The organism is Neisseria sp. CCUG17229 (assembly GCF_047839235.1).
In the GTDB taxonomy this organism is placed as follows: domain Bacteria; phylum Pseudomonadota; class Gammaproteobacteria; order Burkholderiales; family Neisseriaceae; genus Neisseria; species Neisseria brasiliensis.
The window spans coordinates 1,427,073-1,447,399 of record NZ_CP181247.1; the positions used below are offsets into that span (position 1 = coordinate 1,427,073).

The window sequence follows — 20,327 nt, forward strand, 5'->3', positions numbered from 1 at the left end:
CAGACGGCCTATTGCAGCCCTTTAAAATAGAAAGCATGTACGCTATTAATCTATCCCAATATCCAAACACACCACTTCGCCACAAAACGCTTGCGCCGTTTCATTAATATGTGCCGGTTTGTATGCCCCGAAAGCATAAGTCACATCTGCGCAAAAAGCATGTTCATCACATTCTGCCGTATCCCCATTGACTCCCGTAGGCATATCCAAAGCAACCTTCAGGCCATCTGAAGCATTCAATGCCCGGCAAATTGCCGCAATATCAGCGGATAATCTGCCGCTGAAACCTATACCGAATATACCGTCAATCACCACATCATAAGTATTTTTCGTTTTCAGACGACCTAATAAATCTTCTTCATCTAAAAAAGTGATGCCTGACAATCCTTTTAAACGCCGGCGGTTAAGTTCTGATAAATCCGATAATGCATTGCCGCAGACCAAGGCAATATCCACTTGCCAGCCATATTGCTGCAACACGCGTGCCATCACCAGACCATCACCGCCATTATTGCCTTTACCGCAAACAATCAAGGCCTTTTTGCCATCAGCCGCATACCGCAGAATCTCTGCCGCCGCAGCCTGACCGGCATTTTCCATTAATTGCTCAAACGACACGCCCCGATCCACCGCAGCCTGCTCGGCCGCACGCATTTCGCTTGCATGATAAACCTTCATATTTTATTTATCCTTGGGGCTTAGGAAGCAAAATCATCAAAAAACGCAATAAGCTCCTAATATGAAACCAAAAAATAAGTATCAAAAGTTCAGCAAAAGTTCAGCAAAATTTCAGAGCAAAAATTTAGAGAAATAATCCGTTGTTTTGCTCTTGATTTGACCGCTTCCGATACCGCTAAAATGACCGGCGTCAGTGTCCGCAGTATCAATCCTATTTTCCTGAAAATCAGACACAGGATTACTGCCCTATGCGAACAAAGCTCACCACTGTCCGGTGTGGTCGAATTAGATGAATCTTACTTTGGCGCACGACGTATCAGGGGTAAGCGCGGGCGTGGGGCTTCAGGTAAAACCATCGTATTCGGCATACTGAAACGCAATGGCGTGGTCTATACGGAAATCGTTCCCGACGCTTCGAAAGCTTCACTCATCAAGGTTATACGCGGCCACATATCCGCTGACAGCGAAATCAATACTGACGGCTGGAAAGCATATGACGGTCTTGTCGATATGGGCTATGAGAAGCATTACCGTGTCCATCACGGTTCTAATGAGTTTGCCCGTAGGAAGCAGCATATCAATGGTATTGAATCTTTTTGGAGTTATGCTAAGGGGCGTTTGGCCAAATTTCATGGTATTTCCAAAGAGATGTTTTATCTGCATCTCAAAGAAACGGAGTTTAGGTTTAACCATCGGCATGAAGACTTAGGTAAAATATTAATGAAGATGCTTCGAAATAACCCGATTTAATATTTTTGCTTCCTAAGCCCCTATCCTTTTACCCAAAAGAAAAGCCGGATGCGACAGCATCCGGCTGATAAGGGCCTGAAATCTTTTCGGCACCCAATGTTTCAGACGACCGCAATATCTATGCCGTCTGAAACATGAGCAGCTCTATTACCACTGATAACCAACTGCAGCCGTCGCACCGTAATTACCGCGCGAGTTGCCTGAAGCCGTACCTTTCACGATCCAGTTACCACCATCGGAAATGCTCGAAAAGCCGATTGCGTAACCAGTTTCGCCACGGTATACACCGCCACCGATGGCCATCATGCTCTTACCCGGCAAATAGGCTTGCGGCAGACCGGCTGTGGCCATGGCTTGCGCCACACCGGCATTGGCTCTGTTTTCCACGCCGTCGATACGGTTATGGATATTGGCATTTGAAGCTTTCAACTGGCTGACATTGACTGCGTCGGTATCATCCACACCAGGGGCAACGTTAGTGATGCGGTTGCCACCGTTGTTCAGACCGTCTTTAGTCAAGGCCACAGGTTTACCTGCTGCACCGTTGTTGATGGTTACACCATTGTTGTTCACAGTGGTATCGCCTGCTTTTACGGTATCTGCATTCACAGTGTCCGCATTAACGGTGGTCGCTTGCAAGCTGTTCAAGCCTGAAACATCTTTGTTCAACTGGATGGTCAGCGTATCGTTGCCGTCCGCTTTCACATTGATGTTGCCGGCCGCGCTTTCAAACTTAGCAGAAGCCGCTTTGTCGACACCTTCGCCAACCACATTCACTTTGGTATTCAATTTGTGAATATTGGTCACGTCGGTATTGTTGCCGGCAAATTTCAAACCGTCGTTCATGGTGGCAACTTCTTCGTTGTTTACAATCAGACGAGGCTTGGTTTCGCCGTCTTTACCGTCAACCGCAGGCACACCGTCTTTAACCGTCAGCGTAGCGGATTTGCCGTCTTTACCGTTGATACCGATAGAACCGTCTTTACCGTTCAAGGTCACGCCGGTTTTGCCGTCTGCGCCTTTGGCACCGACAGAGCCATCTTTGCCGTTGATTACAACACCAGAACCATCTGCACCGTTTACACCGATAGAACCGTCAACACCGTCTATGCCGTCTGCACCTTTCTCACCGAATGTCACTTGGTCGGCAACATTGACTTTGTAAGGATTATCGGCAGAGCCATCGCCTTCGACAACGGTGTTTTTACCGTCCACCAGTTTGGTTTTGTTTTTGCCGATGGCATCTTTCAACTGGCTGACGTTAACCGCATCGGTATCGTCTTCACCGGCAGCAACATTGGTAATTTTCTTATCACCAGCATTAATCCCATCTTTGGTTACTGATGGACCATCAATGATGGTTAAGCCATCATCAGTGATAACGGTATTACCAATCGTTACAGAACCTTCATCTGTCAAATCAATGTCTTTCGACAATTGAATCTCAAGTGTGTCTGTTCCGTTAGCCTCAACATTGATGTTGCCAGCCGCGCTTTCAAATGATTTAACATCATCTTTAGATACGCCTTCACCTTGTACTTTAACCAAAGTATTCAGTTTGTGGCTGTTTACGGTATCTTCATTGTTACCAGTGAAGTTCAGACCATCGTTCATGGTCGCAACTTCTTCTTTGGTACCATTTGGCTTGGTGTAAACAATACGGGTTTGGCCGTCTTTACCGTCTAATGCAGCTGCAGCTTTTTCAAACTTCATGCTTACTTGACCGTCTTCACCGTCTTTGCCGTCAACACCGTTGAACACGATTGCATCCGGAGTCAGGCTTAGACCGTCTTTACCATCAGTGCCTTTTAGACCGACAGAGCCATCTTTGCCGTTGATTACAACACCAGAACCATCTGCACCGTTTACACCGATAGAACCGTCAACACCGTCTATGCCGTCTGCACCTTTCTCACCGAATGTCACTTGGTCGGCAACATTGACTTTGTAAGGATTATCGGCAGAGCCATCGCCTTCGACAACGGTGTTTTTACCGTCCACCAGTTTGGTTTTGTTTTTGCCGATGGCATCTTTCAACTGGCTGACGTTAACCGCATCGGTATCGTCTTCACCGGCAGCAACATTGGTAATTTTCTTATCACCAGCATTAATCCCATCTTTGGTTACTGATGGACCATCAATGATGGTTAAGCCATCATCAGTGATAACGGTATTACCAATCGTTACAGAACCTTCATCTGTCAAATCAATGTCTTTCGACAATTGAATCTCAAGTGTGTCTGTTCCGTTAGCCTCAACATTGATGTTGCCAGCCGCGCTTTCAAATGATTTAACATCATCTTTAGATACGCCTTCACCTTGTACTTTAACCAAAGTATTCAGTTTGTGGCTGTTTACGGTATCTTCATTGTTACCAGTGAAGTTCAGACCATCGTTCATGGTCGCAACTTCTTCTTTGGTACCATTTGGCTTGGTGTAAACAATACGGGTTTGGCCGTCTTTACCGTCTAATGCAGCTGCAGCTTTTTCAAACTTCATGCTTACTTGACCGTCTTCACCGTCTTTGCCGTCAACACCGTTGAACACGATTGCATCCGGAGTCAGGCTTAGACCGTCTTTACCATCAGTGCCTTTTAGACCGACAGAGCCATCTTTGCCGTTGATTACAACACCAGAACCATCTGCACCGTTTACACCGATAGAACCGTCAACACCGTCTATGCCGTCTGCACCTTTCTCACCGAATGTCACTTGGTCGGCAACATTGACTTTGTAAGGATTATCGGCAGAGCCATCGCCTTCGACAACGGTGTTTTTACCGTCCACCAGTTTGGTTTTGTTTTTGCCGATGGCATCTTTCAACTGGCTGACGTTAACCGCATCGGTATCGTCTTCACCGGCAGCAACATTGGTAATTTTCTTATCACCAGCATTAATCCCATCTTTGGTTACTGATGGACCATCAATGATGGTTAAGCCATCATCAGTGATAACGGTATTACCAATCGTTACAGAACCTTCATCTGTCAAATCAATGTCTTTCGACAATTGAATCTCAAGTGTGTCTGTTCCGTTAGCCTCAACATTGATGTTGCCAGCCGCGCTTTCAAATGATTTAACATCATCTTTAGATACGCCTTCACCTTGTACTTTAACCAAAGTATTCAGTTTGTGGCTGTTTACGGTATCTTCATTGTTACCAGTGAAGTTCAGACCATCGTTCATGGTCGCAACTTCTTCTTTGGTACCATTTGGCTTGGTGTAAACAATACGGGTTTGGCCGTCTTTACCGTCTAATGCAGCTGCAGCTTTTTCAAACTTCATGCTTACTTGACCGTCTTCACCGTCTTTGCCGTCAACACCGTTGAACACGATTGCATCCGGAGTCAGGCTTAGACCGTCTTTACCATCGGCACCTTTTAAGCCGATAGAGCCGTCTTTGCCGTTAATGGCTACACCAGACTTACCGTCTGCGCCATTAACATCCAATTTACCGTCTACACCTGGTTTGCCGTCTTCGCCATTTTCACCTGGCTCAGCTTTCTCACCTAGAACCATTTGGTCTTTGGTCGCTACAGTGATCGTGTTACCCGCTTGGGTAACTTTAACGTTCTTACCGGCATCGATGGTTACGGTTTCACCTGGGTTAATCAACTCTTCAGTTGTACCCTCAGCTTCGCCAGCTGATTTGCTCGTCGTCAAAGTAAAGCCTGAAGCATTGATTGCATCAGCAACGTTTTGAGCGGTAGCTACTTTGTTAAGCGGTGCTTCTGCATCTTTCAATGCATCTTGAGCCGCTTTGACTTTGTCTGCCGCTGCTTGTTTTTCTGCGTCAGTTGCGTTAACAGGTAGCATGTCTTGCTCATTTTGAGCAGTTTCAAGCGCCGCTTTAGCATCTTCAACAGCTTTCTTAGCTTCTGCTGTGTTAGCAACAGGACCAGTTACAGTACCGTTGTCGTTGTTGATGATGTCACCAGCGTCAACATTGTAAGTCACGTTGCTTACTTTGCCGTCAGCGTCAGTTGTTACTTCAGCAGTTGTGCCTTTACCATCAACGAAGTTTACGGTGTCGTAAGGTTTAACGAAGTCTTTGGCTTCGCCGTTACCTTGTAGGTTCCAACCGGCATTCAACACGTCGCCTACAGTTGCTGCGTTGTTGTAGATGTTTTTGTACGTGTCAGCATCTGGACCAGCTTGTTCAGTTGTGAATGGGCCTGGGTACACTGTATCGGTAGGTTTACCGTCAGGACCGGTCACATCACCACCGTTATAAGTTGGTGTTAGATTGCCAGCAATGTTTGCTAGATTCATTGGTGTGGTTGTTGAATTATCACCATTGTTCATTGATGCAATGACATCAGCTGGATCAACTTTATTACCCTCAGCATCAACAAAGCTACCATCTGGCTGCTTGAATAGTTTGTCACCCTCTTGGTTGGTGTAAACTACTGGTAGTTGATCTAGTGTACCTTGAGTTACCAAGTACAATTGGCTGCCGTTGATAGCATCAGTAGAGGTAGATGAGATCTCACCCGCTGCGACGTTTTGGATACGGCGTTCAGTGCCTGAAGCACCCACTGACACAGCACCAACAGCTGTTGAGCCAGCAAAGCCATTATAGTAAACACCGCCAACAGTTGCATCGTTCACTGTGCCAATTGCGCCACCAGTGGTGGTTTCGCCAGCTTCAGTTGAATCTTTTAGCGCGTTGAATAGCGTACCTTTACCATCTGCAACAGAGCCTTCGCCTGCAGTTACTGTACTATCATTACCTAGATACACCGAGTTCTCAACTGTTTGTTCTAACGCAGTTGTGCCATCGGCTGCTGTATTAATACCACTACCTAATACATAAGTATCTTTAGAGGTAATATTGTTATGATTACCTAACGCATAAGAACCTTCGCTACCCTTCGAGATATTGGTTTGACTACCGATTGCACCAGCCTTGTCAGCTGCTACATTAGTAGTACGGCCAATAGCAATGGCTTGTTCACCAGAACTATTAGCACCAAAGCCTATCGCCGTTGAACGCATCCCTGATGCATTGGCGGACATACCTAGAGCAATGGTGTTATCATTTGTAGCCTGAGCTAAATTACCAATCGCAATAGGATTCCACGTATCAGTGCCTTCTTCATTTTTGCCCGCTAAGGAGCTGTTACCAATGGCTACAGCAGTCCAAACCTTACCTTTTTTCTGACCATTAGCATAGTTACCAATAAAGACACTGCGGTCACTATTAGCCTGATGCCCCGCTTGAGAACCGATAATTACAGAACGGTCTGATGAACCGTCGGCACCAGCTAAGTGACCACCAAAGAAGTTATTATCACCGGTAGTTCCGCGACCTGCTATATTACCAACAATGGTATTGCCATCGCCACTTAGTGCATTACCAGCATTATTACCCACCATAATGTTAGAACCAGCACCAAAAGTACGGAAAGCTTTATTTACACCGTCATTCGATTTAACATTTTGGCCGGCGCCGGTACCAATGGCTATATTAGCTTTAGAATTGGTATCTACCACATTATTCAATGCATTCGTACCAATACCGATACCACCATAAGCTGCAGCATTTTTACCAGCTTCTTTACCGATATAAACGCTTGGAGAACGATTACCGTCTACAACAGCAGCTTGAGCAGTTTTAGCTGCATCAGAAATGATGGCGCCCGCATGATAACCCACTGCAACCGAGTAGTCTTTCTTAGAAGCCTCACCTGCTTGAGTACCGATATTTACGTTCTGAATGTTCCAGTTATCGATTGTATTTCGAGCGGTATTTTCACCGATAGAAATATTACGACCACCTTCAGCGACTGCGCCGCTACCGATCGCGATGTTGTTACGTTTACCTACAGTGGTACGGTTATTTGTATCTTGAGGATTGTCCATATCCGCACGGCCTGCGATCGCATTTTCACCGATCGCGATAGAACCAGCGGTTACAGCTGAAACATTTGTACCGACAGCAACAGTATTGGCCTGTACAGCTTTGGCATCATAACCAGCCGCCAGTGCACGGGCACCAGTTGCATGGCCCACACCATCAACATCATCTTTGTTGTGCTCGCCTACCGCAGGTACTGACGTATTTTTCTCATTAACATGGAAATAGTTCTGAACTTTGGCAGCTTCTGGAACAGTTACTGTTAATTGACCTTCGTCATTAATCTTGACGGTTTTACCATCCACATTTACAGACAAATCAATTGTGCTTGTTGTACTGTTAGATGTTGGGGTAATGGTAATACCACCTTTATTAACAGTGGTAGATTCCCCTGTTGAGGTAGTACCGGCAGTTGGATTAGAGGTGAAGTTAACTGTATCGCCCCAGCGTACTTCATCAACATTTTCTCCGTTGGCTTTTAGCTTCCAATGACCCTTCTCAACAACTTGGTAAAGCTGCGAGCCGTTGATGGCGTCAGTAGAAGCAGCTGTAATTGCACCTGCAGCCACATTTTTGATTTGACGCTTTTTGTCTACAGCGCCCACACTTACAGCTGCATAAGAGGTATTACCAGCAAAACCTTCATAATTAACACCGTTAACTATGGCATCATTTACATTAGTTGCCTGCGCATCAGCTGCGTTATTACCCAAAATCACATTATTTGCGGTTTTAGCGGCAGTAATATTATTACCCAGCACCATGACATCATCAGCATTTACGTTGTTCTTAAAGCCGATAACCATTGAGCGATTCGCCGCAACGCCGTCTGTCAAGCCACCAGGGGTAGTGATAATGCCATTATCATCGCGAGTGTTTGCAGTACCACCAACGTTGTTCTGGCCACCAATTGAGATGGCATTATCAGTTGTTGAACCGATGGCGTTGTTGTTACCCAACGAGTAAGAGTTAGTACCTTTAACGATAGATGGGTCACCGATTGCACCAGAGTTTTCACCCTCAACCAAGTTACCAGTACCGATAGAAATAGCGTTAGTTGCCGTAGCTTTAGCACCTTTACCGATAGAGATGGCTTGATGACCGCTTGCCACCGTACCACCAGCACCGATAGCAATACTATGCGTTACAGTATCTGCTTCATCTCTCACACCAGCTTGAGCCTGCTTACCAATCGCAACTGATTCATTGCCATAACCATGTGAGTAGCCACCGATATTCACAGAATCGGTTGATAAGACTTGCTCACCGGCAAACGCACCCACGCCAACATTACCATCACCTTTAGAATGGTGTAGAGCATTCATGCCCAAGGCAACATTATCAGAACCTTCTATATGCCAGCCGGCTTTCCAACCCATACCGACATTCATGTCACCTTTAGAATTATTCAAAGCCAAAGGACCCACACCTGCACTGTGGCCTAATACCGCTGGTGCATATGGGTTCGCATTCGTACCGTCTGCTTTTTTATAAATAGCACCATCTTTACTTACCGCCAAGCTGGTTGCACTTTTACCTGCTTGATCACCAATAAAGACATTATCACTGATTGTGGCACTAACATCTCTACCGGCCTCGTTACCGATAAATACGTTAAGACTGGTACCATACTCACCAGTTGCCTTATTCATTGGCGTAGCATTTAATTCTGCTGGAAGTGTATCTGTACCTGCACCCACACCTGCATTCAGACCAATCACTACGTTTCGAGTACCTTGCATGCCTTTATCTGCTTCATTTTGCGTAGCAACCGTTTTGTCAGAAGCGACAGCCACACCACCTGAATTACGACCAACAAATACGTTATCTTCACCTACCGTACGGGCACCGGCTGCTGAACCAATGCTGACATTATGAATGTTGTAGTTATTCTGAACACCTGCGCCGGCTTCTTGACCCATGACGATGTTACGACCACCAAACGCCTCTGCACCATCACCAATGGCGATGTTGTTTTGTTTACCCACAACATTACGGTACACGTTCTCTTCATCAGAGCGACGTGATTTTTTAGCGATAGTATCGTAGTACGCTTTCAACTCTTCTTCAGAAGCAAATTTCTGACCTGTGGTCGGGTTGGTTAAGGTTGCCCAAATACTGGTATCGTCTGCGTGACCTGCTACAGAATTTTTACCTACGGCAATAGAGCCTGTAGTCAATGATTCTGCTGAATCACCAATTGCTACGGTAGAGGCTGCTTTGGCCAAAGATTCATCACCCACCGCAATCGCAGAATTATCTAATGCTTTTGCTGCTCTACCTAATGCAATTGAGTAATTGCCCTCAGAAATGGTATCTGTACCGAATGACATTGAATAATCGCCAGGAGCATTATTTATTGCAGCAGAATTAATAACATTACCTTTCCCTATCGCATGCACTCCTGTATTAGATCCTAGAGCAATAGCATGACTACCTGTCGCAAATACATTATAACCAACTGATGTTACGCGGTTTCCTAGTGCGACTGTATTTGTACCGACAGCTAATGCAGCAGCATACCCTTGAGTGTCATCTGATTGGGCATGAGAATTGGTACCAAAAGCGGATGTATAAGTACCATTTGCATAAGCATCATTACCAACAGCTGTAGAGTTCATGCCGTATGACTTTGAAATAGTACCAATTGAAGTTGCTCCCCAGCCATCAGCAATAGCTTGATTACCCATAGCCACAGTTGATTCACCCTTAGTTTGGGCTTGGTTACCAATGGCAATAGAACGCCAAGTATCTGTTGTTGCTGAATTACCAATGGCGATAGCGGCTTGTCCTGTTGCAAGTGAATTTTGACCGATAGCTACACCCCCACCGCTATTTGTAACGCCCAAAGCTTCTCCTGCTACTGTTTTTGCTGTATTACCAATGGCAACAGATCCATCCCCTGCTGCATTAGAATTCGCACCAATAGCTGTCGCAGTCCAACCGGAGGACTGAGCTTTGTGCCCCATGGAAATGTTCGATGAGCCTTGTGTTGTTGCTTCATCGCCAATAGCAATACTGCTTGCGCCAGAATAACGCCCTTTTTTACTCTTAGAAGCCATGTCATAAGCTTCCGTGTATTTATTGACAGTCGCTTTATTACCAATAGCCACTGCATTTTTAGCGCCGATATCAGTAATCTTAGCCTCAGCTCCAACGGCTACTGCTGTTGTTGCTTCTGAATTACTGGTCAGATTATTACCACAAATCACAGAATTCGTTGCCGTATCAAAGTAACAGATATTACTTTCCTCAGGCTGCTGATCTCCAGTTACTGCCAGCACAGGATATGCCGTAGCCAGCAGTAACGCAGAGGTTACTGTATTAAAAATAAAAGCTTTTGAAAAAATATTCCCATACACTGCATTTTTCCCCATAGTTGCAGAGGTCGTTTTGCATTTACCCTTGACAAATTCGGCAACTGCGCTGTAAGTGTTTGTGGTTTCATTGTAAATCACGCGATAAATTTTATTCATGTAGTTTCTTTCTGGTTAATGCATGGGCAACAGTTTTGAACAAATAATAAAACTCACGGTAACAATTATTGTCACTTTGTAACAAATTTCGCCCATACCTCAATATCTATTGAAATAGTTTCTTTCTACTAATTTTCACCGATAAGCCATTAAAAAGGTTTACACCGTTGCTGTGCCCAATACGCAAACTGCCACTTTATTACCGATAATACGTGAGCAGGTAAAGCCTGACAGTATTGTTTATACTGATTGTTACAAAAGCTATGATGTACTTGATGCGAGTGAGTTTAGCCACTTTCGCATCAATCACAGCACACATTTTGCTGAACGACAAAATCATATTAACGGAATTGAGAACTTTTGGAATCAGGCAAAACGCCACTTACGGAAGTTTAACGGCATTCCCAAAGAGCATTTTGAACTGTATTTGAAGGAATATGAATGGCGTTTTAACCACAGTGAAATAAAAGTTCAAATTTTCATTTTAAAACAATTAGTAAAGCAGAATTTATTCTAGTTATCTAGTACAGCCCCAAATTTAAATAAAGGTTAAATCTGATCAGCTCAGAAACAGATTTTACATTAATTCATTCAAAATGAAAACCCCTACTGATAGATAAAATCAAGTTAAGATTTGGAAAAAACCTTGATAAAGCCAAACCATAGGACTACATTAACCTTAGATTTCAAGAATAATGAAGCTTGATAGCTTCATCTATTTATTTATTTTAAACAAAGGAAAATCATCATGGCTAAAGCGAAAAAAGAGAAAACTACTGCGGCTGAAAAAGTGAAAACCAACCAAATTGGTTTAGAAAAAAGTGAGGCTGCGCCGATTAATGAGAAGCTGAATGCTTTATTGTCAAGCTATCATGTGTTTTATCAAAATGTGCGCGGCTATCATTGGAACGTTAAAGGCGAGCATTTTTTCTCGCTACATACCAAATTTGAAGAGCTTTATACCGAGCTGCAATTACAGATTGATGAAATCGCCGAGCGCATTTTGACGCTGGCAGGCACGCCGCTGCATGCCTATAGCGACTTTACTCAACACTCTTCCATTAAAGAGAATAAAAACGTATTTGATGGTCGCGAATGCGTTGAAGGTTTGGTTAGTAGTTTACAGGAACTGATTGAAGAGCAACGCTCTGTGATTGAAGCCGCGGACGAGGCTGGTGATGAAGGCACGGCAGATTTGATTACCGGCTATGTGCAGGCGCAAGAGAAATTGATTTGGATGTACAACGCTTTCTTGGGTGTGAAAAAGTAACTAATATATTGTTTTAAATATAGTTTAAAGGCCGTCTGAAACTTTCAGACGGCCTTCTTGATTATTTCAAAGCTTCAAGCAATTTGTCGTGAATGCCACCAAAACCGCCATTACTCATCACCAAAATCTGATCACCGCTTTGCGCCTGTTTCACAATCTCGGCCACAAAAGCCTCAAAATCTTGGCCGACGTGCAATTTATCGCCCAATGGTGCCAAGGCTTCGGCCACATCCCAATCCACGCCGCCGGCATAGCAGAATACTTGGTCGGCTTGGCGCAGACTTTCGGGCAGCGCGGCTTTCATGATGCCAAGTTTCATGGTATTGGAACGTGGTTCCAATACGGCCAAGATACGGGCGCTGCCGACTTTTTGGCGCAAACCGGCCACGGTGGTGCTAATCGCGGTCGGGTGGTGGGCGAAATCGTCGTAAACGGTTATGCCGTTGACTGTGCCTTTGATTTCCATGCGGCGTTTCACGTTTTGAAATTGCCCTAAGGCTTCACAGGCCGTCTGAACATCGACACCGACATGACGTGCGGCAGCAATCACGGCCAGTGCGTTCAGGCGGTTGTGTTCACCCAATAATGCCCATGCGACATGGCCGACGTGTTCGCCTTTGAAAAAGACGTCAAAGCCGCCCTGCCTGTCTGCTTCGCCGATTTGCCAGCCGGCTTGGTTGCCAAAGAGCTCGACCGGTGTCCAGCAGCCTTTGTCTAAGGTTTCGTGGATGCTTTCTTCGCGGCCGTTGGCTACAATCAGGCCGTCTGAAGGTACGGTGCGCACCAAATGGTGAAATTGGGTTTGAATCGCACCCAAGTCGGCAAAAATATCGGCATGGTCAAATTCGAGATTGTTTAAGATGGCGGTGCGCGGTCGGTAATGTACGAATTTGCTGCGTTTATCGAAAAATGCGGTGTCGTACTCGTCGGCTTCAATCACGAAAAATGGTGATGTGCTGTTGGGATCTTGGCGTGGGGTTTTCGGCAAGCGCGCCGACACGCTGAAATTCTGCGGTACGCCGCCAATCAAAAATCCCGGCGCCAAACCTGCATATTCCAACACCCAGGCCAGCATGGAAGCGGTGGTGGTTTTGCCGTGTGTACCGGCTACGCCCAAAACCCAATGATGATGCAATACGTTTTCTGCCAACCATTGCGGGCCGGAAATATACGGTAAGCCGCGGTTTAATATGGCTTCAACCACGTCCATGCCGCGCTTGGCGACATTACCAATCACATACACATCGGCTTGAAACTCATCCAGCTGGGCGGCATCAAAGCCTTCATGTACGGCAATGCCCAAGGCTTCCAGCTGGGTGCTCATCGGCGGATACATTTTGGCATCGCAGCCGCTGACTTGAAAACCTGCTTCTTTGGCAATGGCTGCCACGCCGCCCATAAAGGTGCCGCCGATGCCGATAATGTGGATGTGTTTCATGATAAAGCTGTCTTGTTCAAAACGGGTATTATAGCGGAAATTGCCTTCGAAGGCCGTCTGAAAATGTGGCCAGCGTTTATATGGAGTATAATGCCCGCACATAACCACAACAGAGAGAGTCAATCATGGAATTTATCAAAACCCGCGCCGCCGTTGCCTGGGCCCCCAATGAACCGTTAAAAATCGAAGAATTGGATTTGATGCCGCCACAAAAAGGCGAAGTGTTGGTGCGTATTGTTGCCACCGGCGTGTGCCACACCGATGCTTACACATTGAGCGGACAAGATTCGGAAGGCGTATTCCCTTGTGTGTTGGGACATGAAGGTGCCGGTATTGTCGAAGCTGTCGGCGAAGGAGTCACTGATTTTGCCGTCGGCGATCATGTGATTCCGCTTTACACCGCCGAATGCGGCAAATGCAAATTCTGTACTTCGGGCAAAACCAACCTGTGTTCGTCTGTCCGCGCTACCCAAGGCAAGGGCTTGATGCCCGATGGCACCGTACGCTTTTTCAAAGATGGTCAGCCGATTTATCACTATATGGGTACATCAACCTTCTCGGAATACACCGTTGTAGCCGAAGTGTCTTTAGCCAAAATCCAACCTGAAGCCGATTTGAAAGAAGTGTGCTTGCTGGGCTGTGGTGTCACTACCGGCATGGGCGCGGTGATGAATACGGCCAAAGTCAAACGCGGCGATACCGTGGCGATTTTCGGCTTGGGCGGCATTGGCTTGGCGGCGATTATCGGCGCACGCATGAGTGGCGCCAGCCGCATCATCGGTATCGACACCAATCCGTCTAAATTTGCTTTGGCTGAAAAGCTTGGCGCAACTGATTTTGTCAATCCGAAAGATTTCGACAAGCCGATTCAAGAGGTGATCATCGAAATGACCGACGGTGGTGTGGATTATTCGTTTGAATGTATCGGCAATGTGGAAGTCATGCGTGCGGCTTTGGAATGCTGCCACAAAGGCTGGGGCGAAAGCATCATCATCGGTGTGGCACCGGCCGGTGCGGAAATTTCCACCCGTCCGTTCCAATTGGTTACCGGCCGCGTATGGCGTGGTTCGGCGTTTGGCGGTGTGAAAGGCCGCAGTGAATTACCGGGTATCATCGACCAATATATGCGTGGTGAATTTGCTTTGAGCGACTTTATTACCCATACCATGCCTTTGGAAGACATCAACACCGCTTTTGATTTGATGCACGAGGGCAAATCGATTCGCAGCGTGATTCATTACTGAGCATAAGGTTTCAGGCCGTCTGAAAAATAATATTCAGACGACCTGAGATCTTTTATGGAGCCGTCGCTCAGCGCTTTAGGTCATGAAATGGACAAAAAAAAGCCCGCCAATGCGGGCTTTTTTGTGCGGAATGCTTAGCGTTTTTTACCGGTTACGGTTGCAACAGCCAAGTTTTCATCACGTTTCAGAGAAACGCTTTCCACGCCTTCCGGGAATTTGATGTCTGACAAGTGCAAGATGTCGCCGGCAACAACAGCAGAACAATCCAAATCCAAGAATGCAGGAATGTTAGCAGGCAAAGCGTACACTTCTACTGAAGTGTTCAGCAAAGAAACGCGGCCACCTTGCAATTTAACAGCATGTGAGTTTTCAGCATTAACCACGTGCAATGGTACACGGATGCGGACTTTTTGATCGGCTTTAACAGCTTGGAAATCGATGTGTTGAACTTGTTGACGGAATGGGTGCATCTGGAAATCGCGCACGATAACGTCTTGAGTTTTACCTTCCAAAGTCAATTTGATCAACGCAGTGTGGAAAGATTCTTTTTCCAATGCGTAGTACATGGTTTTGTGGTCTACTGCGATTGCCACGGCATCTTGGCCTTCACCGTACAAGATGGCAGGGATTTGACCTTCGCGACGCAGGCGGCGGCTCGCACCAGTGCCTTGATCTTCGCGAACAGTAGCTTGAATTTCGTATGACATAATAAAAATACTCCAATTAGATTAAAAATATCGTCATCGGCCGCGACCAGCTTAAGACGACTGAGTGTTATGGCAGCAAAATACCACCAAAGGTTGTGGTCACTTCTTCATTGAAAAGATAGGACACGGATTCTTCATTGCTGATACGGCGAACCGTTTCAGCCAGCAAACCGGCAATGGTCACTTGACGGATGCGGTCGCAATTTTTCGCCGCTTCCGACAACGGAATGGTATCGGTTACCACCACCTGATCAATGTCAGATGATAAAATGCGCTCCACAGCAGCGCCAGAGAATACAGGATGCGTTGCATAAGCCAAAACACGTTCGGCACCGCGCTGTTTCAGTGCAGAAGCGGCTTTGCACAAAGTGTTGGCAGTATCAATCATATCGTCAATAATCAAACAAGTACGGCCTTGAACATCACCGATGATGTTCATCACTTCGGCAACGTTGGCTTTAGGACGACGTTTGTCGATAATCGCCAAGTCCACATTCAGCGCTTTAGCTACTGCACGCGCACGCACCACACCACCGATATCAGGGCTGACGACGGTCAGGTTTTCGATGCGTTGCTGGGCAATGTCATTGAGCAAAACCGGCGTGGCATAAATATTGTCCACTGGAATATCAAAGAAGCCTTGGATTTGGTCGGCATGCAAATCAACGGTCAACACGCGGTCGATACCGGCTGAATACAACATATTGGCAACCAACTTGGCCGAAATCGGCACACGAACCGAACGCGGGCGGCGGTCTTGGCGGGCATAGCCGAAATAAGGAATCGCGGCAGTAATACGGCCGGCAGAGGCACGCTTCAAGGCATCTGCCATGGTCAGAATTTCCATCAGGTTGTCATTGGTTGGCGCACAAGTCGGCTGCAGAATGAATACATCGCGGCCGCGTACATTTTCCAATAATTCAATGGCGACTTCACCATCGGAGAATTTGCTTACATTGGCTTCGCCCAATGAAATATCCAAGTGTTTCACAACACGTTGGGCTAAATCGGGATTGGCATTACCGGTAAATACCATCAAACTATCATATGCGGCCATATCATTTTCACCTGATTTTTGATTCAAACATTGCTCAGAAAACATCTTGCTTTCCTCTGCTTGTGTACATTGACGTTAAGCCCGACATTATACGCAAAATAAGACACAAACCCAAGGATTCAGCAGATAAATTCGTCAATTTACAACATAAAAAAGCGTGTAAGAAAACTTACACGCTTTTATTTGGCTGGGGAGGAAGGATTCGAACCTTCGCATGCTGGAATCAAAATCCAGTGTCTTAACCGCTTGACGACTCCCCAATAAAGGGTGTTGGCTGGGGAGGAAGGATTCGAACCTTCGCATGCTGGAATCAAAATCCAGTGTCTTAACCGCTTGACGACTCCCCAACAAAGTGTGGATGGCTGGGGAGGAAGGATTCGAACCTTCGCATGCTGGAATCAAAATCCAGTGTCTTAACCGCTTGACGACTCCCCAACTAGTTCACTTACACATGAAACAAAGGATGAACAGCTAAACCTTCAACACAATATGCTTCATATATTTTAGAAACTTGTTGGTATATATTTTCTGCTTCTTCTTGAAGCTGACATGGAATAAAAATACACGCACCGGAACCGGTCATTAATGCGTCACCATGCTTCGACATCTCAAGATAAGCTTCCCAAACTTCAGGATACTCCTGAAACACCACCGCCTGCATATCATTGCGAAACGGCTGTAATGCTTGGAAAGCAGGCATTATGCTTGGTTTGGAATCGCGTGTCAAGTGCGGATGGGAAAAAATTTTGCCGGTTGCCACATGCACATCAGGCTTCACAATAACATACCATTGTTTTGGCACATCTATTTCGATTAATCTCTCTCCGACACCACGCGCAAATGCGCTGCGACCAAAGATAAAAAACGGTACATCGGCACCCAGCGTAACACCCAAATCAATCAATTCTTGCTCGCTCAAGCCGCATTGCCATAATCGGTTTAACGCCAGCAAAACCGTTGCCGCATCGGAGCTGCCTCCACCTAATCCGCCACCCATTGGAATCTTTTTGTCCAACCAAATATCCACACCACCGGCAGATTGGGTATGCGTTTTTAATGCAGCCGCTGCACGATAGGCCAAATCCTGCTCCTGCGTCACTCCTTCGACAGGCGTGTGCAGCACAATCTGGCCATCGTCGCGCAAAGCCAGATAAACAGTGTCATACAAGCCAATCAGGCAAAAAATGCTTTCCAATTCGTGATAACCGTCTGCTCTGCGGCCGGTAATGCGCAAATCCAAGTTTAACTTAGCCGGCGCTAAAAAAGCTTGCGCATGCTGCGGAATGTTCATACGGCCTCCTTAGCCACGGGCGGCGCATTGTTGTTGCGCAGTCGGTTCCGGCTGGGTATCCATTTCATCAAACACCAGTCGCACGCTCAATTTCGCGCTTTCCAACAACAATACGCGTGCTTGGCCTGCTTGATTGAGTGTTCGGCTGATGGTCCAATCGAATTGCTGCAAACGGCCGTCTGAAAGCAATTGATACGGCGCACCGGCCACGCGCTTACCATTTGCCCAAATATGCAGATATTGCACCGGCAATTCAAAACCTAATAATTGCTGGCTTAATTGCGCTGCGGTTTGGGCATGATAAACCTGCCCTTTGTTGTCCACCGCCAATACGCCCTGCTTATCTTGGCACAATTGGCCGACCGTATTGCCCAATGGGGTATTCACGTTGATGGTTTGCACTTGGTTTTGATACGCCCAATCAAAATTGGCATACGAACCTTTGCCGTCCATTTTTACTGCCAAGCGGCCTTCTGCGGTAAAGTCGCTTGTGTTATCCGCTTGCGGCCAACCGTTTTGCTGCGGCATATTGGGTTGGGCACACGCTGCCAATACCAAGGCTGCCAAAGTAGATACATATAATTTAAACTTCATCATCACTCCGAATTGCTTCAGTCAGGTCGTCTGAAAACGACGATATTTTCAGACGGCCTCGTATTATCTTGCTTTAGGTTTTTCTTTGCGCACAGGTTGCGCATTCGGCACCGCCACGCCAAAGCGTTTCATGGTCGCTTTTAACAAGGCTTGATCGCCCTCTTGTTGCAAACCATCTCGCCAAATTTGTTTGGCTTGCTCTTGTTGACCCAATTGCCACAACACTTCACCCAAGTGCGCCGCTACTTCCGCATCGGGATACTCGCGATAAGCATATTCCAAATACGGCAAGGCTGCTTGCGCATCGCCTTTCAGGTAATAAGCCCAACCCAAGCTGTCGTTAATTGCGGCAGACTCTGGCTCCAAATGGTAGGCCGTCTGAATCAACTGAAACGCTTCATCAAAATATGGTTTGCCATTAGGCATAATCAATAAAGTATAGCCCAAAGCATTCATGCCGCTGGCACTATTGGGATTCAAATCATTATAGCGGCGCAAATCGGCAATGGCTTTTTCATGCTGGCCTAATTTTTCGTAAACCATCGCACGTTGATACAGAATATCCGGCAAACGCTCGGCAGCTTCAGGCTGCTTGGCGACTTTGGCCATCATCTGATTCAATTCTGCTAATGCGGTTTGCGGTTTATCGCTTTGCGCCAAAGCAAACAAATAAACACGCTGCAATTCTGCCGCACCAAAGAATCTGCCTTGCTGCTCAGGCAGCTTTTCTGCACGGCGGGCTTCGGTTAAGGCTGCGGCCATATTGCCTTCTTCTGCCGCAATCGAAGCTTTCAACACCGCTTTATCAAACGCATATTCCGGCGCGCTGATTTTATTCACCCATCTTTTGGCATCGGCATAATTTTTCATATCCGCATAACGCATGGCACCGATAATCGCTGCGTGGCCTTGCTGCTCGCGTGTGCCGGTATTGTAGGCTTTTTCCAAATAATTTTCGGTGACCGAAATATCTTCTTTACGGCTCGCCGACAATAAGGCCGCCTGAACATACAAATCGGCATTCGGATTGGCTGCCAATAATTGTTGCAGACGCGAATAGGCTTTATCCAACTGTCTCGAGGCAATCAGGCTGCTGATTTCCAACTCCTGCCACACCGGTGACAAATCAGCGGTATTGGTTTCTTCAAAAAAGCGGTTGAGCATTTGCGGCTGGCGTTGCGCCACCAAACGCATGGTTAATAAGGTCGGTGGCAAAATTTCCGCATCCAACATAGCCAAGCGCTGCATGGCTTCTACCGCATGGCGTTCGTCACCTTCTTGCGCGCTGAAAATTACATCGGCAATCGCCGCTTCCGGCATATCGGGATATTTTTTCGCCGCTTTATGCACTTCTCTGCCCGCTTTTTCCGCCAAGCCTTGCTGTTGAACCGCTGCTTGCGCCAACAGCAAGAAGATACGCTGCGTTTGCTCTTCAGTGGCATTGTGCAACACATCATCCAAGCCACTTAATTTTTGGTCGGCATTGCCCATCAGTAAATCGCGTACCCAAGCCATGCGTTTTTGCGCCGCCCCCGGCACCGGCTCAATTTCGCGCCATTTCTGATAAATCATCTCAGCTTGTTCAAATGCATTGAGTGACACTGCCATTTCTAAGGCACGCTCGGCCACTTCCGGCGATTTGGTGCGGTTGAGCGACACCATATACGTTACTAAAGCCGTGCCAGCATCGCCTTTTTGCAATGCCATTTCACCGCCCAATAAGGTAAACACGGTATTGGCGCGATCAATCACGCTTACACGACGCTGGCGCTCCAATTCACGCTCTTCGGGCGTGTAGCGGCTTTTTTTCTGAATCAGCTCTTTTACTTCTTTGGCCGCTTTGGGCTGAACCTTGATTTCGTTGGCCGCATAACTTTCAACGGCAAACAACATCATCACCGCTGCAGCCACAGCGCGGACACGGGAAGGGGCAAAAAACATAATCATTCCTTTACATCGCCG

Annotated in this window: 11 protein-coding genes, 3 tRNA genes and 1 pseudogene; 4 read left to right on the plus strand and 11 right to left on the minus strand. The window is 46.6% G+C overall.

Annotated elements, in window-relative coordinates:
* Window positions 1-45 precede the first annotated feature (45 nt).
* Window positions 46-678 (minus strand): NAD(P)H-hydrate epimerase, encoded by a 633-nt coding sequence (locus ACM67B_RS06865; RefSeq protein ID WP_416189014.1) that lies wholly within the window; start codon window positions 676-678, stop codon window positions 46-48.
* Between the two features lie 108 nt (window positions 679-786).
* Between ACM67B_RS06865 and ACM67B_RS06870 the strand changes: the two genes are divergently transcribed.
* Entirely contained in the window at window positions 787-1,428 is a 642-nt protein-coding gene (locus tag ACM67B_RS06870; RefSeq protein ID WP_416190536.1) for an IS1595 family transposase, read from the plus strand.
* A 147-nt stretch (window positions 1,429-1,575) separates the two neighbouring features.
* On the opposite strand, the gene ACM67B_RS06875 is transcribed toward ACM67B_RS06870, so the two are convergent.
* A complete protein-coding gene (locus ACM67B_RS06875; RefSeq protein WP_416189015.1) occupies window positions 1,576-10,764 on the minus strand; it encodes a YadA-like family protein in 9,189 nt (3,062 codons plus the stop codon).
* A 154-nt stretch (window positions 10,765-10,918) separates the two neighbouring features.
* Here ACM67B_RS06875 and ACM67B_RS06880 point away from each other — a divergent pair.
* Together ACM67B_RS06880 and ACM67B_RS06885 are read left to right on the plus strand one after the other, a co-directional pair.
* Window positions 10,919-11,281, plus strand: a pseudogene (locus ACM67B_RS06880) (IS1595 family transposase); the annotation flags it as partial.
* 231 nt (window positions 11,282-11,512) lie between these two features.
* Window positions 11,513-12,034 carry a Dps family protein gene (locus ACM67B_RS06885; RefSeq protein ID WP_416189016.1) on the plus strand — a complete coding sequence of 174 codons (522 nt, stop codon included), beginning with the start codon at window positions 11,513-11,515 and terminating at the stop codon, window positions 12,032-12,034.
* Window positions 12,035-12,095: 61 nt separating this feature from the next.
* Here the strand turns inward: ACM67B_RS06885 and mpl are convergent, their stop codons facing one another.
* Window positions 12,096-13,472 carry a UDP-N-acetylmuramate:L-alanyl-gamma-D-glutamyl-meso-diaminopimelate ligase gene (mpl, locus tag ACM67B_RS06890; RefSeq protein WP_416189017.1) on the minus strand — a complete coding sequence of 459 codons (1,377 nt, stop codon included), beginning with the start codon at window positions 13,470-13,472 and terminating at the stop codon, window positions 12,096-12,098.
* A 125-nt stretch (window positions 13,473-13,597) separates the two neighbouring features.
* Here mpl and ACM67B_RS06895 point away from each other — a divergent pair, with 125 nt between their 5' ends.
* Window positions 13,598-14,716 (plus strand): S-(hydroxymethyl)glutathione dehydrogenase/class III alcohol dehydrogenase, encoded by a 1,119-nt coding sequence (locus ACM67B_RS06895; protein ID WP_416189018.1) that lies wholly within the window; start codon window positions 13,598-13,600, stop codon window positions 14,714-14,716.
* A 134-nt stretch (window positions 14,717-14,850) separates the two neighbouring features.
* On the opposite strand, the gene ACM67B_RS06900 is transcribed toward ACM67B_RS06895, so the two are convergent.
* The 8 genes from ACM67B_RS06900 to ACM67B_RS06935 all read right to left on the minus strand — a co-directional run bounded on the left by ACM67B_RS06900 (window position 14,851) and on the right by ACM67B_RS06935 (window position 20,306).
* Complete coding sequence (locus tag ACM67B_RS06900; protein ID WP_416189019.1) at window positions 14,851-15,423, minus strand: 50S ribosomal protein L25/general stress protein Ctc; 573 nt, start codon at window positions 15,421-15,423, stop codon at window positions 14,851-14,853.
* A gap of 67 nt (window positions 15,424-15,490) precedes the next feature.
* Window positions 15,491-16,480, minus strand: coding sequence for a ribose-phosphate pyrophosphokinase (locus ACM67B_RS06905; RefSeq protein WP_416189020.1), 990 nt, complete (start codon window positions 16,478-16,480; stop codon window positions 15,491-15,493).
* A 184-nt stretch (window positions 16,481-16,664) separates the two neighbouring features.
* Window positions 16,665-16,740, minus strand: a tRNA-Gln gene (locus tag ACM67B_RS06910).
* 11 nt (window positions 16,741-16,751) lie between these two features.
* Window positions 16,752-16,827 (minus strand) — tRNA-Gln (locus ACM67B_RS06915).
* Between the two features lie 12 nt (window positions 16,828-16,839).
* Window positions 16,840-16,915 (minus strand) — tRNA-Gln (locus ACM67B_RS06920).
* 10 nt (window positions 16,916-16,925) lie between these two features.
* Complete coding sequence (gene ispE, locus ACM67B_RS06925; protein ID WP_416189021.1) at window positions 16,926-17,771, minus strand: 4-(cytidine 5'-diphospho)-2-C-methyl-D-erythritol kinase; 846 nt, start codon at window positions 17,769-17,771, stop codon at window positions 16,926-16,928.
* Window positions 17,772-17,780: 9 nt separating this feature from the next.
* Window positions 17,781-18,365 carry a lipoprotein insertase outer membrane protein LolB gene (gene lolB / locus ACM67B_RS06930; RefSeq protein ID WP_416190537.1) on the minus strand — a complete coding sequence of 195 codons (585 nt, stop codon included), beginning with the start codon at window positions 18,363-18,365 and terminating at the stop codon, window positions 17,781-17,783.
* A gap of 63 nt (window positions 18,366-18,428) precedes the next feature.
* Window positions 18,429-20,306, minus strand: coding sequence for a tetratricopeptide repeat protein (locus ACM67B_RS06935; RefSeq protein ID WP_416189022.1), 1,878 nt, complete (start codon window positions 20,304-20,306; stop codon window positions 18,429-18,431).
* Between the last annotated feature and the right edge of the window lie 21 nt (window positions 20,307-20,327).

Excerpts from the sequence above, each read along its gene's own strand:
- ACM67B_RS06865 (WP_416189014.1), bottom strand. The coding sequence starts at position 678 with ATGAAGGTTTATCATGCAAGCGAAATGCGTGCGGCCGAGCAGGCTGCG.
- ACM67B_RS06875 (WP_416189015.1), bottom strand. The coding sequence starts at position 10,764 with ATGAATAAAATTTATCGCGTGATTTACAATGAAACCACAAACACTTAC.
- ACM67B_RS06885 (WP_416189016.1), top strand. The coding sequence starts at position 11,513 with ATGGCTAAAGCGAAAAAAGAGAAAACTACTGCGGCTGAAAAAGTGAAA.
- mpl (WP_416189017.1), bottom strand. The coding sequence starts at position 13,472 with ATGAAACACATCCACATTATCGGCATCGGCGGCACCTTTATGGGCGGC.
- ACM67B_RS06895 (WP_416189018.1), top strand. The coding sequence starts at position 13,598 with ATGGAATTTATCAAAACCCGCGCCGCCGTTGCCTGGGCCCCCAATGAA.
- ACM67B_RS06900 (WP_416189019.1), bottom strand. The coding sequence starts at position 15,423 with ATGTCATACGAAATTCAAGCTACTGTTCGCGAAGATCAAGGCACTGGT.
- ACM67B_RS06905 (WP_416189020.1), bottom strand. The coding sequence starts at position 16,480 with ATGGCCGCATATGATAGTTTGATGGTATTTACCGGTAATGCCAATCCC.
- ispE (WP_416189021.1), bottom strand. The coding sequence starts at position 17,771 with ATGAACATTCCGCAGCATGCGCAAGCTTTTTTAGCGCCGGCTAAGTTA.
- lolB (WP_416190537.1), bottom strand. The coding sequence starts at position 18,365 with ATGAAGTTTAAATTATATGTATCTACTTTGGCAGCCTTGGTATTGGCA.
- ACM67B_RS06935 (WP_416189022.1), bottom strand. The coding sequence starts at position 20,306 with ATGTTTTTTGCCCCTTCCCGTGTCCGCGCTGTGGCTGCAGCGGTGATG.